Source organism: Lysinibacillus sp. JK80 (assembly GCF_027557635.1).
In the GTDB taxonomy this organism is placed as follows: domain Bacteria; phylum Bacillota; class Bacilli; order Bacillales_A; family Planococcaceae; genus Lysinibacillus; species Lysinibacillus capsici.
On sequence record NZ_CP058997.1, the window covers coordinates 4,097,444 to 4,113,354 of the forward strand.

The following is a 15,911-nucleotide window of genomic DNA, read 5'->3' on the forward strand; positions in this document are numbered from 1 at the left end:
AGGGATTTATATGACACTTTCACATGAACAAAAAATACATTTTCAAAGTATAGTTGATTCTGCACCTATAGCAATACAGCCTTTAGCAGCTGCATTGTTAAAATACATGGATAATAGAGATTATGACATTGAAACGCTTATAGCTGCTCGGCAATATTCATCACTTGAAGAACTATTTAGTGGACCATTATTTGAAGTGCTTACCATGTTTTCTTCACAAGAACGTGCACTTAAGATCAAGAAACTAGCATTACGCTTTGATGCTACAATGTTCCAAAGAGGTGTTTTACGTCGATCTTTTCGTTCTTCTCAACCAGTGCAAGACCATCTGTTTCAATGTTTACAGTTAATAGAAGAAATGCTGACATTTGAGGAAATTACTTTGCAGGAGTTGTTAACGAATCATCGTCAATATGAGCATGGAACCTATCCAAACTATAGCTCCTATGTCTTAAAGAATGAAAATACAAAAGTAATGGGTTTTAATGTCTTTGAGCAGTTGCTTGCTGAAGAACTATCATTAGAAAACCCGTCAATTGAAGAAGCAGTAGAAGGTATTTTATTTGATGAACATCAAAGTAGCTTTTTCGGCCATCCATTCATTCGAGGTATTTTTAAATCAAGTAATCATCGGATGCATGATGCACTTGGCAAACTCTTATTAGCAGCTGCACGACAAGAAGGTTTACGACAGGCAATAGTAGAAAATATTGACCATGGCAATCTTGATGCACAACTCAACATGATGAAGCTTATTCAGGAACATCGCCTAACACGCTTCTCCTCTGTAATTCGAGCAGTCGATACTTGGATGGGACTTGGCTATAATAGTTTCGAAAATCAAAAAATAACAGAGGAAGTTCTTGCATTAGCCATCCAAGCAATCGAAGAAGACAGCTTTGTTGAGCAATTGTTAAAAAGTGAACGTACAATTGATATTTATGTTGTATTATGGGCTACTGCTACAAAGGACTATACGAAGTTAAATGACCTTGTAACAATACTCTTAAAGCGTGACAAGCATATCCAACTTACAACGCTTGCCTTTTTGAAAAACTTATCGAAAATTTCCTTCACTGCGCCATTTGTAAAGGATTTAATCTTATCAACAAAAGATATCGAGTTGTTTGCCTTTGCATGGGGCAATTTTCTTTATGCTAATCACCATATTAATAGTGAGTATGCAAGAGACAATGAATGGGCGCAAATCCTTCAAACCTTCATGCAAGAAAACACACAGTTACAAGGGATTGAATACCTTTTATTTGAACAGCTTGAGTGGGCAAAAAATGAAATTACGAAAGATGGACTTAACATTACAGGTAAACCTCTATCCTTTGTCCATGTCCATTTGTCATTAGAAGATTTAATTTCAACACAAATTATTTTAGCCCATCATGTACAAGACGAGGCATTATTCCAACGAATTATTGAGCATGCAGATTCTTACTCACCATCTAGCAGAATCGGCCTACTGAATATTTATTGTCTTGACCCTGTCACAGAAGGTCAACGTGAATTTTTATTTAATTCATTACGGGATCGCAGTTCCATCAATCGTTCTCTTGCGTTAAAGAAAATACATGCTCTAACACCAACAGAAGAAGAAATAGCAAAAATTGAAGATCTTTTAGCTAATAAATCAGGTGCACTTCGTAAAGAGGCTATTTCACTCTTAAAAGTTCAGGCACAGAATAATCTGTTACAAAGTGCTGAAAGGCTGATAAAAGATAGTAAGCAGTTAAAGAGACTTGGAGGGCTTGAATTACTACTAGTAGCCTCTAAGCAATACAACTTAGCAAGCGAGCAAATTACAGCTTTATGCTCCTTATTACCAAAAGTAACTAAAAACGAGCAAGTTTTGTTAGAGCAATTAATTACAAGGGATGTCCCTGAGTATAACGAGAGTAATGGCTTTGGCTTGTATACACCACATCCCCCTATTCAATATGGCTGTATTTCGGATGGAGCCATTCAAATGAATGGTGTAGAGCCTTGGCAACAGCTTGCTCCACTTTATGTACAGGCACCTACACCTTTTGAAAAATTCTTTCAATATGATGTTGATAAGTTATTATCTAAGCTTGAACAGCTTATTCAGGTTTTAGATCAACATGCTGAACTAGAATATGAAACATACCAATGGAATGACACACCCATTAGCACTACATTAGGACAAAGATATAGTGTAATGGCAACTAAATCGGATAATCAACGACATGCTAGTCTTGATGCTTATCCTATCCCCGAAGAAATTGTTCAATGGATGAAGACAGCATTATTTAGTAATGAGGACTTAGCCTATTTTAATTTTTACCATAATCTATCAGAATACCCTGCTGCTCATGATCTTTCCGAAGCAGCTCATACACTAATCAAACCGTTCTTCCAATACAAAGATTTAAAAGTACGTGTTGCGCAATTTAATTCCTTGAAATATGACGATACAATTCAACAGATTTTCTCAGTGCTATCCCAAGACATCGACAAAATCTCAGGTGATACAGTGCTACATCAGGAAGCACTTTCATTACTCGAAAAGCATGCACCCGAATTTAATCGCTTCGAACAGGCAGTAGGCATAATGTTACAGCTATTCAAACAAATCCCTGTTGATCAGTGGCAACTTGATGTTCGAGAGAAGGGTTATTATTACTATCGTTCCACTTCTACTATTATCGATTTAGATGTCGTTGAGTCATTCGTTGATCGATGCTGGTCTGATTACTCAACCTATGGTGAATATGTCAAAATGCTAGCTGTTAATGAAGAGCTAACAAAGCGTATGAAAAATGCAAGCTATAGCCCAAACGTCTACAATTTATCTTTGTTCCAATATTTAGACGCCATGAAAGTTGGTTTATTTACGCAAGATCACTTATTTGAAGCCATATTTACCAACACGCTCGCTTCAGAAATATTTAATGAGCCAACTAAGTTACAAGAACGCTATCAACAATCGTTTGAAGATTTAACAGATTTCTTTGCTATTCGTGAACAAGCGATTGATCGTATTTTAGCCATAGAGCTAAAACGTGGTGATACGCCTACTGCTGTAACAAAGCTTGCTAGTAGCATTTCTTATTTTGAGGGTATTGATTATTTCTTACAGATTCTACAGGCACTTGACGGAGAAAAGCTTGCGAGAGGATATATTTGGCAGGCAGAAACGAAAAAGGATGTATTCTCCCGATTGCTAACTAACTGTTACCCCAAAAAAGAAGAAACAGCGCAGCAATTAAAAGAAGCTTGGCAGAAAACAGACATTTCTAAAGAACGATTAATTGAAGCAATGATGTATAACCAGCATTGGATAGACCTTGTAAGTGAAGTGATTGGCTGGGATGGACTAAAAGAATCAGCCTGGTATTTTATCGCTCACACCACAGATTCTTTATCCGACTTTGCCAAAGATCAGATTGCCCTTTTCTCTAGCATCACTGCTGAGGATTTCCGTGATGGTGCATTCGATTTAGCTTGGTTCCAAAGCGCCTATCAAACACTTGGGGCTAAGAAATTCAAACTTGTTTATGATGCTGCAAAATATGCTTCTGAAGGAGCCAACCATCGTCGGGCACAGCTTTATGCCGATACAGCCATCGGTAAGCTCAGTCCAAAAACGTTAATGCAAGAAATTCAAGATAAACGCAATAAAGATAAACTGCGTGCACTTGGTCTTATCCCTTTCATAAAATCAGATGACAAAGACGCCCTGACACGCTATCAATTTATTCAACAGTTTTTGAAGGAAAGTAAGCAATTTGGTGCTCAACGCCGCGCAAGTGAGGCTCGAGCAGCAAGTATCGCTCTAGAAAATTTAGCGCGCAATGCAGGGGATGGAGAAGCCACTCGCTTCACATGGCGTATGGAGTTATCTGCCTTTAACGATATGAAGCATTTATTTAAAGCACAACAAATCGAGCAAATTACAGCCCATCTACAAATAGAGGATGATGCCTCTGTAGCTATTATTGTTGAAAAGGATGGTAAACGTCTAAAGAACGTTCCTGCTGCATTAAAAAAGCATGCTGATATTGTAACCTTGCAGGAAGCCCGAAAAGACTTACAAGAGCAATATAAACGAGCACGCCCAGCGCTTGAGCAAGCAATGGAATTAGAAACAGTATTTTCGGTCGAGGAGCTCATTCATTTATTAGCTCATCCGATTCTAGCTCCGCTGTTACAAAAACTACTATTTATTAGCGATAATTACGTTGGAATGCTGACATCAGAAGGTTTACAGCTTTTATCGGCTGACATTGTGAACCTTGCTCCTACGTCCTCTATAAAGATTGCTCATCCTTACCATCTTCTAGAGAGCGGTCAATGGAGACAGTGGCAATCCTATATGTTCGAGCACAACATTAAACAGCCATTTAAGCAAGTGTTCCGTGAGTTATATCTCATCAATGCTGATGAAAAAGCACAGAAACATTCATTGCGCTATGCAGGGCATCAAGTAAATCCTTCACAAACAGTAGCCCTGTTGAAAACACGTGGCTGGCAAATCAGCTATGAAACAGGACCACGTAAAGTATATTATAAGGAAAATATTGTGGCATCCTTGTATGCACAGGCAGATTGGTTTACGCCAGCAGAAATTGAAGCACCTGCAATCGAAGGTGTTTACTTCTATGATCGACTAACAGGCAAAGATATCGTTTTAGATGATATTCCAGCTGCGATATTCTCTGAGGTTATGCGAGATATTGATCTTGTTGTCAGCGTAGCTCATGTTGGTGGTGTAGACCCTGAGGCAAGTCATTCTACTGTTGAAATGCGCAGTATTATCGTAGAAGAATTGGCTAAATTATTGAAGCTAAACAATGTGGAAGTGAAAAAGCAACATGCCCTCATAGAAGGTAAGCTAGCAAGTTACTCCTTACATTTAGGAAGTGGTGTGGTGCATCAAATAGGCGGTTCCATGATCCCAATTATTGCTGTCCCATCTCAGCATCGTGGACGAATTTTCTTACCGATGGTGGATGATGATCCACGGACGGCTGAGATCATGACCAAGCTCTTATTACTATGTGAAGATACAAAAATTAAAGATCCAGCTATATTAACTCATATTCGAAGCTATGAGCAAATGCACTAACGTACTCTAGATAAAAACAGGTGACTCCATTCGTCACCTGTTTTTACTTTACATCTGTTTTAATCATTTCAAACAATAGCGGTACATTCGTGCCACGATGCAATGAATGACAGCCTTCCATTAAAAATGACCAACTTTTCTTTATTTTTTCCCTATAAGACAACTCTGAACTAACTGGGAGATAGGTGCTTAAATATTCCTCAATCGTGCATGTCAGATTGTCCATAAATTTATCTGCTTTTTGTATTTTTTCTGTTGGGATTTCATTGCGCTCATTCCATAAGACATGTTCTAAATTCGTAGAAAAATAAAATAATTGATAAGGTACTTTCATACGGTTAATGCTAAAGTGGTCGTTGGCAATCAAAATTCTAGCATTCTTAGCCTTCATATCATTGCGTTGTTCTATTTGTTCTTTGCGTTTATCTGACTTCACTAAAATAGCATCCTCTGTATAAAATAAGTTTTGCTCGATACGCTCATCTACCTTGACGCACTCTGGTGCGATAAAGCATCCATCTGCATCTGTAATATGAACAACCGCTGTTAAATCATTGGCTAAAAATTTATATTTTTCAAGATAGCTTTGAATCACTCGTACAACACTGTTTTTAATATTCGGTATTCGTTTGTGCGCATCCCACTTTGTTAAGATATCTTCTCGTTGTACATCAAAACGTATTGTGGAGTTCGCAAAATGAGCATCTAAATAATCTTCTAAAATAATTTGCTCCGTCTGCCCTTCCACAATAATCAAAAGTACTTTTTTAGTCATGTTGAACACCTGCTTTACGAAAAGCCCGCTTTATTTTAAATGTTTTAGTTTCCTTATATATCTCTTCCTCTTGCCCGCCAAGCTGGATAGCACGTAAATAGACATCTCTAGCGTTATTCACTTCTTTGATACCTTTTAGCTGCATATAACGGTGATGTTCATTTGTTGTCGTAAACCATAAATTTTTAATAGCTAGCACCTCTAACACACGTAGATTATGGGAAGTAAAAATAAGTTGCCCTTTTCCATCCTCATCTATCACTGTTAACAACTCACCTAACAAATATTCAAATACACCTGAATCTAATTCATCAATAACCACGCATGCATTCGGATTATTGTATACAGCAATTAATACACTAAGAATAGAAATGATCTTTAAAATTCCCTCTGACTCTGTTCGTAGCGGTAATTCCTGCTCCCCGCGCTGAGACAAAAATTCAAAACGAATTCCTTGCTCGCCACTGTCCATCATTTGCTTTGTAATGATATTAATTTTAATCGTCAGTCCAGGAATAATTGCTGAGAGCACTTGATTACTTTGTTCAATAACTTCACATAAAGCATAGAATGCATCCTCTGGTAATAAAGCTGGTCCATTTAAATCATAAGGAATAAGACCTCTTGTTTTCTCTAAATGAATACTGAATGGCATCATCCGTTCTTCAAATAGTGGGGCAATATTTTGAGTATTAACAACATGTAAGTCTCGACTAAAATCAACAGCAATATTTTGTAGCAACTGCATTTCTAGCTCAGAAAGCCGTTCCTGTAATAATGTCTTTATATCTTTATGGAATAGAAATGACATATATTGTTTTCTTGCTAACTGTTGAATAACCAGTAATTGAATTCGTGCTTGTTCACTCAAATCATCCAGTTTCGATTGACGAATTTGTACATCCCTCTCCGTCACAGCCACTAAAATCTTTGATCGCTTCCCTTTCGTGTTTTCTCGATAGGTAAGGCGCTCCAACGTAGTATATAGTCGATGTTGATCCTGCTGTAGCTCCACATAGTAATTCACAAAAAATGTACCGAATTGATTCTGAACTAGAAATTCTACATCCATGCTAGCTGTTTGCTCTCCTGCCAATATAAGTCGCTTCTTTTGAGAGGGCAACTTCACTTCAGCAAGCCATCCTGATAGAAGTGTCTTCAATAAACTAAATGCATCTACAATGGTTGTCTTTCCAGAGCCATTTTGTCCATATAGGCCAACAACATTCGCTTGTAGAAATGTCTCAAAATTTACTGCGAGAACAATTTCACCCTGTCGTACATTTCGTAAATTTTGTATGTTTATTTTTTTTATCTTAATAATTGCCATGTGCTAAACATCCTTTTAGCTTTTTCCCTTATTATAATGAAAATCGTTTTATTTTATAACAAATTCGAACTTAAGCATCCATAGCCTATAGCCTATGACAAAAATCGTAATAGGCATATGTTAGAAAAAATGAAGAAAGGTGTGTTTCATTGGTTTATCCTAGATTAGCCCCTGATGATTTTAACAGTCAATTTCGCCCAGGTATGAAAATATGGGTAACACTCCCTACTGGTACTTATTCAGGTACATTAATTCGGACATTCGGAACTGGAGGAAGAACTGCTGAAATTCAGTTAGATAATGGTCAAATAGTGACTGTGGATGTTAGTCAAATCACTGCTGCAGGTACAGGAACACCTCCTGGTAGTTCCTATCCGCCGCCATACCCACCATATCCACCATATCCGCCTCAACCTTATCCACCGCGTCCATACCCACCACAGCCTTATCCACCGCAACCTTATCCGCCACGTCCTTATCCACCACAGCCTTATCCACCGCAACCTTATCCGCCACGTCCAGGGGGGCAATATCCTGGTTTCCCACCACCATTAATACCAGGACTCCCTAATATTTTACCGGGCATATTTGGTAATCCGCGGCCTTAGCAACAATTAGAAAAGGTTATTTCTTTATTTAAGAATAAAGAAATAACCTTTTTTCATTTTATTCCCATAACAATAATCATCAAATTCCTTTACATATAAGTCATGACAAAATAAGTAAAAAGCCCTAACAAGGAATTGGAAATTGGTATTTCAGCCAAATTTTTAATCAACTAAAAATAAGTTAGATCTGAGCATACTTCTTTTTTATACTAGGAAATATATAGCTTTTTGTAAAAATTTAACCTAACTTAAAAAATATATAGACTAAAAAACTATATATCATCGTTTATTTATAGAAATCATGACTTGAAATAGTAAGTTTTCTGGGTTGTGAATCAATTTTTTTGGCAGTATAGTAGTTAAATGATAGGGGATAAATAGATTATTTTGCATTTATAATAGTTAACACGCATCTGGACTTCTACGAATAACATCAACATCTTCAATGTGTAGTACATTGACTAAATTATCCATTTATAGTCCTTAGCTTGAAATATTTGCTATATCATATTAGGAGGAAAAGCATGAAAACACGCAAGAAGCAGCAAATGTCTATTAGTAAGAAATTAACTGCAATAGTAGTGAGTATTTTATTATTATTTGGATTAGTTACTTTAGGTCTTTCTTATTATATAGTAAGAAATAGTAATTTAACAGACATGAATCAATCTCTTTCTGACAAAGGCATGATCCTAGCCAAAACCATTGATATTACTACACTAAAATCGATATTAGAGAATCCTACAAATAGTAACCCTGATGCTCTACGATTAACTAGTGAAATGGATGCAATCAATGATAATTCAGATAGCATTACCAATCTATTTTTAATTACAGTTAACGGTGAAAATATTAATGCACCTGTTCTATCATCTAGTATACTTGAACTAGGGGCAGAGTATAACCAAGATATGATTGCAATGGGTTTATCTCCAGATTTCCTAGCAAGAATTAAAGAAGTCTTTGATACAAAAAAAGCAACAGCAACAGATATTTATAGCGATGAATATGGTAGCTATAAAACAGGCCTTACACCAATCTTGGATGAGAATGGGAATATGCTGGCTGCTTATGCCATTGACTATGACGTATCAATGGTAACAGGAAAAGCGATGTCTGAAGCCCTATGGACTTTATTAGTAACGGTTATTTTCTTAATTGGTTCATCCATTGCTGTTTACACTCTTTTAAGAAAAAAATTAACACCAATTCAACAACTTTCCTTACAATCTAAAAAAGTCGCAGAAGGTAATTTAGAGCTGGAACCATTACCAGTTACTTCAACAGACGAAGTAGGAATGCTCACACAAAATTTTAATTCTATGATCGATAACTTAAAAAATGTTATTAAGAGTACAACGATTGTTTCTGAGCGTGTTTCAAACACAGCCAATGTTTTATCTGTAAATATGCAAGAAGCTTCCGATTCATATAATAATGTAGCATCTTCCATGCAGGAGATTGCAAGTGGCGCTGATCTTCAAGTACAAAAGGCAAAAGAAAGTACAATTACCATTGAAGAAATGAATATTGGTATTCAACGTATTGCCATGACGTCCAATCAAATTTCAGAATCCTCGATTTTAGCATCAGAGGAAGCTGAAAGAGGGAATGAATCGACAAATAAATCTGTTGCACAAATGAATGCTATTAGCAAAGCTGTTAATCAATCTGCAGCTTCTGTTAAATTACTTGGCGATCATTCTAATAAAATAGAAGAAATCGTAGGAATCATTACAGGGATTGCTTCGCAAACCAATTTACTTGCATTGAATGCGGCAATCGAAGCTGCACGTGCTGGGGAGGCTGGTAGTGGCTTTGCAGTGGTTGCTGATGAGGTACGTAAACTTGCAGAGCAATCTGAGGCATCTGCAAGAGAAATTTCTACACTTATTTCTCATATCCAGCATGATACAAACGAATCTGTAAATATCATGGTTCACGCTGTAGAAGAAGTAGATCATGGTATTGTCATGATCAATGATTCGGAAAAATCATTTAGCCAGATTTTAACTTCCATTCACCATGTGACAGGGCAAATTCAAGAGCTTTCTGCAACAATTGAAGAAATGGCAGCTGGTATGGAAGAAGTAACATCTGCCGTAAAAGATATGGAAGATTTTTCAGTCAATTCAAAGGACAATACAAGAGCAGTAGCAGCAACTTCTGCCTCTCAATTGAATACAGTACAACGAGTTTCTGAAGAAGCTCAAGTATTATCCGAGCTATCTGATGAATTAATGAATGTTGTTAATACCTTTGTAGTGAAATAAAAAATGAAAGGGCTGCCCTTATTAAGGAGAGTTATGTCCGTTAGTTTCTCACAGATCGATTCACTACTGTGGACCTAATGACGATAATCGCTCCTTCATAGGTGTCGGCCCTTTTCTAAAATAGGAGTTGTCATAATTGAATAATAAAAAAGAATTTGATGTACACCCATCACAGAATAATACGCTTTCTTTTGACCAACAAACACTTCAATCCAATAGTACACAATTATTAAACAGAGAAGACTTACTCGCATATCAAACGTTAAACCGTACAATAGCTGACTACGATCAAAACACCACAATACCTGACGTATTTTATCAAGCAGCACAAAAATTTGCGGAACGAATCGCATTATCCTATGAAGGTGGAAAACTTACCTACCGTCAGCTAAATGAACAATCCAACCAAGTTGCTCATATGTTAGTTGCCAACGGTCTACAAAAAGGAAACTATGTAGCGATAGTTATGGAACGCAGTAAAGAAACCGTCATTAGTTTGTTAGGTATCCTGAAAGCTGGTGGAGTTTATGTTCCCATTGATCCGAGCTATCCAAAAGAACGTTGTCAGTACCTATTAAACGATACAGGTGCTCCATTTATCATAACGAAAAACGAACATACAGCTCTACTGAATGATTTTATACATAATGATTCCCAAACACGCACAGTGTTCACAATCAACCAAATGGAGCAAGGATATTCACAGGAAAATATCCAATGTGAACTTCTTCCATCCGATTTAGCCTATATTATTTATACATCTGGTTCAACAGGTAAGCCAAAAGGCGTCATGCTTAAGCATGAGGCTGTCATTAATTTAATAACAGATAATCAACGAATCTACCATTCAACTAAAGAAGATGTTTATTCCCAGTTTATTTCTTTTAGTTTTGACCCTTCTATAACAGAAACCTTTACTGCTTTATTTTCAGGTGCAAGACTTCATATGCTTACAAGTATAGAGCGTTTGTCCATTGAGGCATTTGCTGATATGATCGACCGTGAGCAAGTAACGACCGCTACTGTTCCAAATGCTTTCTTTACACAGCTAGCTACACATTTACCAGTAAGCTATAGAAAAAAGCTTTCGACATTAAATTATTTATCTGTAGGTGGTGAGGCCCTATTGCCTGCCATTGTTCAAAAATGGCAAGACAAATTTGGACTCTCTACAGAAATTATTAATGTGTATGGACCAACTGAATGTACAGTATTGTCCTCCTATTTTAAGGTGAAAAGTCAGATAACAGACATGCAATCTAGTATCCCTATTGGTAGACCAATCGCCAATTATGAAATGTATGTTATTAATACGGACGATCAGCTATGTCCCGTTAATGTAATCGGAGAATTATGTATTGCTGGTGCTGGTTTAGCAGCAGGTTATTTACATCAGCCTGAAAAAACAGCTGAAGTATTTGTACCTCATCTCTTAAAGCCAGATCAAAAAATGTATCGAACAGGTGATTTAGTTCGACTATTGCCAACTGGTGTCATTGAATTTGTTGGACGTAAAGACTCTCAAATTAAAGTAAGAGGCTTCCGTATTGAACTTGGAGAAATCGAAACAGTATTGAGCAATCATACGAGCATTCAGGAAGCTGTGATCATTGCAAAGAAAATGGCTGATGGGAATAATCATTTATTTGCCTACTATACGGTGGCAAGTGGGATGCAGCTTGAGGAGAATCTTTTAAGGGACTACTTAGCAAATCTTTTACCAGATTATATGGTGCCAGAGCAATTTATTGAATTGCAAGAAATGCCATTATCCCCTACAGGAAAAATTGATCGAAAACACTTAGCTTCATTGGAATTAACTTTATCACGCAGTACTACATATATTGCCCCAGAAAATGATACACAGCGTATGCTTGCTACTGCATGGGAATTTGTACTCGGTATTGAGCCAATTGGCATTCACGATAACTTCTTTCATATCGGAGGGCATTCGCTAAAAGTGCTCGAGATTCTTGTACAAGTGAAAAAACATATACCATTCTTAAAGATTCAGGATTTCTTCCAATATCAAACGATTGCTGAACTGGATCATTATATTCGTCATTATCAACCAGAAGCGATTGAAGATCAAGACGAGCCAGCTAAAAGCATTGTATTCAAGGACTTAATGGAGCCTAGTCCTCTAAAAGTCTCCCAAAATGTGAAGCCCTTGCCAATGACATCGGTATTACTAACAGGTGCTACAGGTTATTTAGGTAGTCATGTATTATATGAGCTATTAGCAACAACAACTGCGCACATATATTGCCTTATTCGACCAAGCACCCAAACTACGATTGAAGATAAACTAAGAGAGAGTATGCAATTTTATTTTGGCAATACCATTGCTCAGCAGATGAAAGATCGTATTACTGTTATCCAAGGTGACTTAGGGAAGCAACGACTACACTTATCTGATAAAGATGAAAAAATCATTATGAAAGAAATTAATGCTATCATTCATTGTGGTGCAGATGTACGTCACTTCGGTGCAGCTGATCATTTTAATAATGTCAATGTGAATGGAACTCGCTACTTGCTTGAAATAGCCAAACAGAAACCAGGTGTGCATTTCCATTATGTATCGACAATTGGCATTCCAGAGGAGCTAGCCGCCATACAATGGGGACCAAATGAAGCAAAAGGTAACTTCAATTACAATGTTAAGCTTGATAATGTTTATACTCAAAGTAAGCTAGAAGCAGAAAATCTTGTTCGAAACGCTGTACAGGATGCAATCCCTGTCTCCATTTATCGTGTAGGAAATTTAAGCTGTCATTCTGAAACAGGTAAATTCCAACGTAATATTGATGACAATGCCTTTTACCGTATGATTAAATCAATGCTTTATTTAGGTAAAACACCTACCGCACAATGGCATGTTGACTTCACACCAATCAATTATGCTAGTCAGGCACTTGTTTCTTTGGCAAGCCAGCCAGCAACCAACGGCCATGTCTTCCATTTATGTAACCCTGTATCGCTTACTTATTTAGAATTAATCGATATGCTTAAGGAAATTGGTTATGACCTAACAATTGTGTCAACACAAGAGTATACAGATTGGCTATTAAATGGTGATCATTCAAAAGATGTACAGGAATATTTATCGTTAGCCATTGCGCAGCTTGAAGGTGATGGAGCAAGTGACTCCCCATTTATCTTCAATTGCAAGAAAACGATAGAATTTTTAGCTCATACCAAGATTGTATGTGCGGCACCAAATAAAGCCTTTATTTACAGAATGATTCAATATGGCATTGATACAGGCTACTTTCCTGAGCCAAAACAAGTCAATATAAGATGATAAAACAAACTATACAGTTATTTGCACTTCCTCTAGGAGTACAGTTAGCACCACCAGAACGGGAGGCTTTCCTTAAAGTACTCCCTTTTGAGGTGCAAAGAAAAGTTCAGCAATACAAGCACTGGCAAGATCAACAAAGAGCGTTGCTAGGTAGCACTCTTATTAGATGGGCACTCCTTCCCTATATAGATGACGTTCTGTTACATCTAGCTCATAATGAATTTGGGCGCCCTTATATTGCAAGACACCCTCATTGGCAGGGAGATTTTAATCTCTCTCATTCTGGGGATTGGATAGTGTTAGCAGTCACCACTATCGGACGAGTCGGCATTGATGTTGAAGAAATAAAGCCAGTGAGTGAAGATATGATGATATATGCGCTTTCTGAGACAGAGCGTCAATTGGTCTCTCATCAGCCTTTACATGTTTTTTATGAGTTTTGGACTTTAAAAGAGGCTCTTTTTAAAACAGGCTTATTGCCAATCCTATCGCCATATTTGCTTGATACCACCAACATAAAAAAAACAAGGAAAGACCTTTTTACCCAATTACTCTATCTCGATCCACAGCATCCTGTATCCGTCTGCTGGAACAATGAAAATTCTAAGTTAATAACCACAATATTAAATAAAGAGCAGCTTCTACAGCCATAACAATAATTATTCCTCCGTATTAAGAAAACGCTGCCCTAACGTGTCATTTATTCGACCCGCTAGGACAGCACTTTTTGTTTTATTTAAATAAGTCTGGATACATTTCTTTTGCTAATGCTTCCATTCCATCAATTGTGTTATAGCCATAGCCAAACATGTAATTGTAATCTACAATATACATTTGTTTATTTTTAATAGCCTTCATGCTTGATAGTTTAGGATTCGCATAAATTTCTTCACGTACTTTTGTCAAATCAGAACCGTCCCAGTTAGGAAGAATTAATACATCTGGATCTGCTGCAATTAATGTTTCAACACTTACATCGCCTGTTTCATCTTTAAAAATATTATCTAATTTAACCATTTTAAATGCATCATTAAAGAATGTTTCATCGTGTGCTGGATAAACAAAAAGCTCTTTTGGATCATTTGTATGCAAATAGGCAAATGTTTTTTCTTCTTTAATACTTTCTAATTTTGAGGAAATATCTTGTTGTCGACCTTTTAATTCTTTAATAAAGCTATCTGCTTTGTCTTGAACATTAAAAATTTCACCAATATTCTTTATATCTTTATAAATAGAATCATATGTGCCGCCTGTTACGGATGACTCTAAAACATATGTTTTTACACCCATTTCATTAAGCGAATCTACTGTCCCTACTCCCCATTCAGCATTATCAAATAAGCCACCACGACCAAATACTAAATCAGGATCAGTACCTAATGTAACCTCTTTCCCAACATATTCATCACTTAAAATATTTAGCTTAGCATACTCTTCTTCAACAGCTTTATCAACTGCACCAAAGTTTGCACCAACACCAACGATTTTATCGCCTAATCCTAAATGTAATAATAATTCTGCAGCTGGGCGTGTATTTGCCATAATTCTTTCTGGTGCTTTATCAAATACTTGATCTTTCTTTTCCCATGTTGATCCACCTTCAGCCTTTGTAAAGTTCTCAATTGTCAGTGGATAATGCTCTTTTGTTTGTTTTTCCTTAGATGTATCTTTTGATGTGTTACCGCAGGCTGTTAATGTTAATAAAGCCGCTAAACCAATTCCTAATAATAATTTTTTTTTCATGTTTTTCCTCCTACAGTCCATATGCAAAGCCTAATCCATTCGTCACTGGATTAGTAAACGTTTGACATTTGATATGATATAAAGCTTCTATTGTTTCTGGTGTTAAAACTTCTTGGGGTGTACCATGTGCATAGATTTCACCATCTTTTACTGCATAAAGATAATCACAGTAATGTGCTGCCATTTCTAGATCATGAAGAGCTGCTAAAACACCGATGTTTAAACTTTTTACACAGGATAGTATTTCAATTTGATAACGAATATCTAAATGATTTGTTGGTTCATCCAAAATCATAAATTTAGGCTGCTGGGCAATCGTTCTAGCTAAAATAACCCTTTGCTTTTCACCACCAGATAGTGAAAGAAAACTGCGTTCTCTATAAGATTGTAAGTTCGTTCTTGTCAATGCCTCTTCTACGATGTCAAAATCCTTTTGGTTATCTGACTCTAGCATTTTTTTATGAGGTGTTCTACCTAACATCACCATTTGTTGTACCGTTAAATCAAAGTGCATTTCATTGAATTGTCCAACTACACCTAAGTGTTGAGAAATCTTTTTTTCGGCGCTTTTTAAAACATCTAAATCATCTAAGAAGACCATCCCTTTTTGAGGTACTAGGCTTTTATAAATGCTTTTCAGTAAAGTTGATTTTCCGCATCCGTTTGGTCCGATTAAGCCCACAAATTGTTGCTTATTCACATGAATGGATACGTTTTTTACGATTTCCTTTTTGCCGATTTTTACTTCTATTTCCTTTGCTACTAATTCCATTG

General features: G+C 36.7%; 9 protein-coding genes. 5 read left to right on the forward strand and 4 right to left on the reverse strand.

The window, feature by feature from the left end; genetic code table 11:
- Window positions 1-10: 10 nt before the first annotated feature.
- On the forward strand, window positions 11-5,101 hold the full coding sequence (locus tag HXV90_RS20550; RefSeq protein WP_269897912.1) for a DUF4132 domain-containing protein: 5,091 nt from the start codon (window positions 11-13) through the stop codon (window positions 5,099-5,101).
- 43 nt (window positions 5,102-5,144) lie between these two features.
- On the opposite strand, the gene HXV90_RS20555 is transcribed toward HXV90_RS20550, so the two are convergent.
- Together HXV90_RS20555 and HXV90_RS20560 are read right to left on the reverse strand one after the other, a co-directional pair.
- Complete coding sequence (locus HXV90_RS20555) at window positions 5,145-5,876, reverse strand: hypothetical protein (RefSeq protein ID WP_054548883.1); 732 nt, start codon at window positions 5,874-5,876, stop codon at window positions 5,145-5,147.
- Window positions 5,869-7,206, reverse strand: a complete 1,338-nt coding sequence (locus HXV90_RS20560) for an AAA family ATPase (RefSeq protein WP_269897913.1) — start codon at window positions 7,204-7,206, stop codon at window positions 5,869-5,871. The genes HXV90_RS20555 and HXV90_RS20560 overlap by 8 nt, the downstream gene beginning before the upstream one ends.
- Before the next feature lie 149 nt (window positions 7,207-7,355).
- Between HXV90_RS20560 and HXV90_RS20565 the strand changes: the two genes are divergently transcribed.
- The 4 genes from HXV90_RS20565 to HXV90_RS20580 all read left to right on the forward strand — a co-directional run bounded on the left by HXV90_RS20565 (window position 7,356) and on the right by HXV90_RS20580 (window position 14,047).
- A complete protein-coding gene (locus tag HXV90_RS20565) occupies window positions 7,356-7,814 on the forward strand; it encodes a hypothetical protein (RefSeq protein ID WP_269897914.1) in 459 nt (152 codons plus the stop codon).
- A 524-nt stretch (window positions 7,815-8,338) separates the two neighbouring features.
- Window positions 8,339-10,087 carry a methyl-accepting chemotaxis protein gene (locus HXV90_RS20570; protein ID WP_054548886.1) on the forward strand — a complete coding sequence of 583 codons (1,749 nt, stop codon included), beginning with the start codon at window positions 8,339-8,341 and terminating at the stop codon, window positions 10,085-10,087.
- A gap of 136 nt (window positions 10,088-10,223) precedes the next feature.
- Window positions 10,224-13,394 (forward strand): non-ribosomal peptide synthetase family protein, encoded by a 3,171-nt coding sequence (locus HXV90_RS20575; RefSeq protein ID WP_269897915.1) that lies wholly within the window; start codon window positions 10,224-10,226, stop codon window positions 13,392-13,394.
- Entirely contained in the window at window positions 13,391-14,047 is a 657-nt protein-coding gene (locus HXV90_RS20580; protein ID WP_269897916.1) for a 4'-phosphopantetheinyl transferase family protein, read from the forward strand. Before HXV90_RS20575 ends, HXV90_RS20580 begins: the two co-directional genes overlap by 4 nt.
- Window positions 14,048-14,126: 79 nt before the next feature.
- Here the strand turns inward: HXV90_RS20580 and HXV90_RS20585 are convergent, their stop codons facing one another.
- Together HXV90_RS20585 and HXV90_RS20590 are read right to left on the reverse strand one after the other, a co-directional pair.
- Window positions 14,127-15,137, reverse strand: coding sequence for an ABC transporter substrate-binding protein (locus HXV90_RS20585; protein WP_048394931.1), 1,011 nt, complete (start codon window positions 15,135-15,137; stop codon window positions 14,127-14,129).
- Between the two features lie 10 nt (window positions 15,138-15,147).
- Window positions 15,148-15,909: an ABC transporter ATP-binding protein gene (locus HXV90_RS20590; RefSeq protein WP_054548890.1), complete on the reverse strand. Its 762-nt coding sequence runs from the start codon at window positions 15,907-15,909 to the stop codon at window positions 15,148-15,150.
- Window positions 15,910-15,911 lie beyond the last annotated feature (2 nt).

What these genes read in the sequence shown, in the direction of transcription:
- HXV90_RS20555 (WP_054548883.1), bottom strand. Translation starts at nt 5,876, where the DNA reads ATGACTAAAAAAGTACTTTTGATTATTGTGGAAGGGCAGACGGAGCAA.
- HXV90_RS20570 (WP_054548886.1), top strand. Translation starts at nt 8,339, where the DNA reads ATGAAAACACGCAAGAAGCAGCAAATGTCTATTAGTAAGAAATTAACT.
- HXV90_RS20590 (WP_054548890.1), bottom strand. Translation starts at nt 15,909, where the DNA reads ATGGAATTAGTAGCAAAGGAAATAGAAGTAAAAATCGGCAAAAAGGAA.
- HXV90_RS20560 (WP_269897913.1), bottom strand. Translation starts at nt 7,206, where the DNA reads ATGGCAATTATTAAGATAAAAAAAATAAACATACAAAATTTACGAAAT.
- HXV90_RS20585 (WP_048394931.1), bottom strand. Translation starts at nt 15,137, where the DNA reads ATGAAAAAAAAATTATTATTAGGAATTGGTTTAGCGGCTTTATTAACA.
- HXV90_RS20580 (WP_269897916.1), top strand. Translation starts at nt 13,391, where the DNA reads ATGATAAAACAAACTATACAGTTATTTGCACTTCCTCTAGGAGTACAG.
- HXV90_RS20550 (WP_269897912.1), top strand. Translation starts at nt 11, where the DNA reads ATGACACTTTCACATGAACAAAAAATACATTTTCAAAGTATAGTTGAT.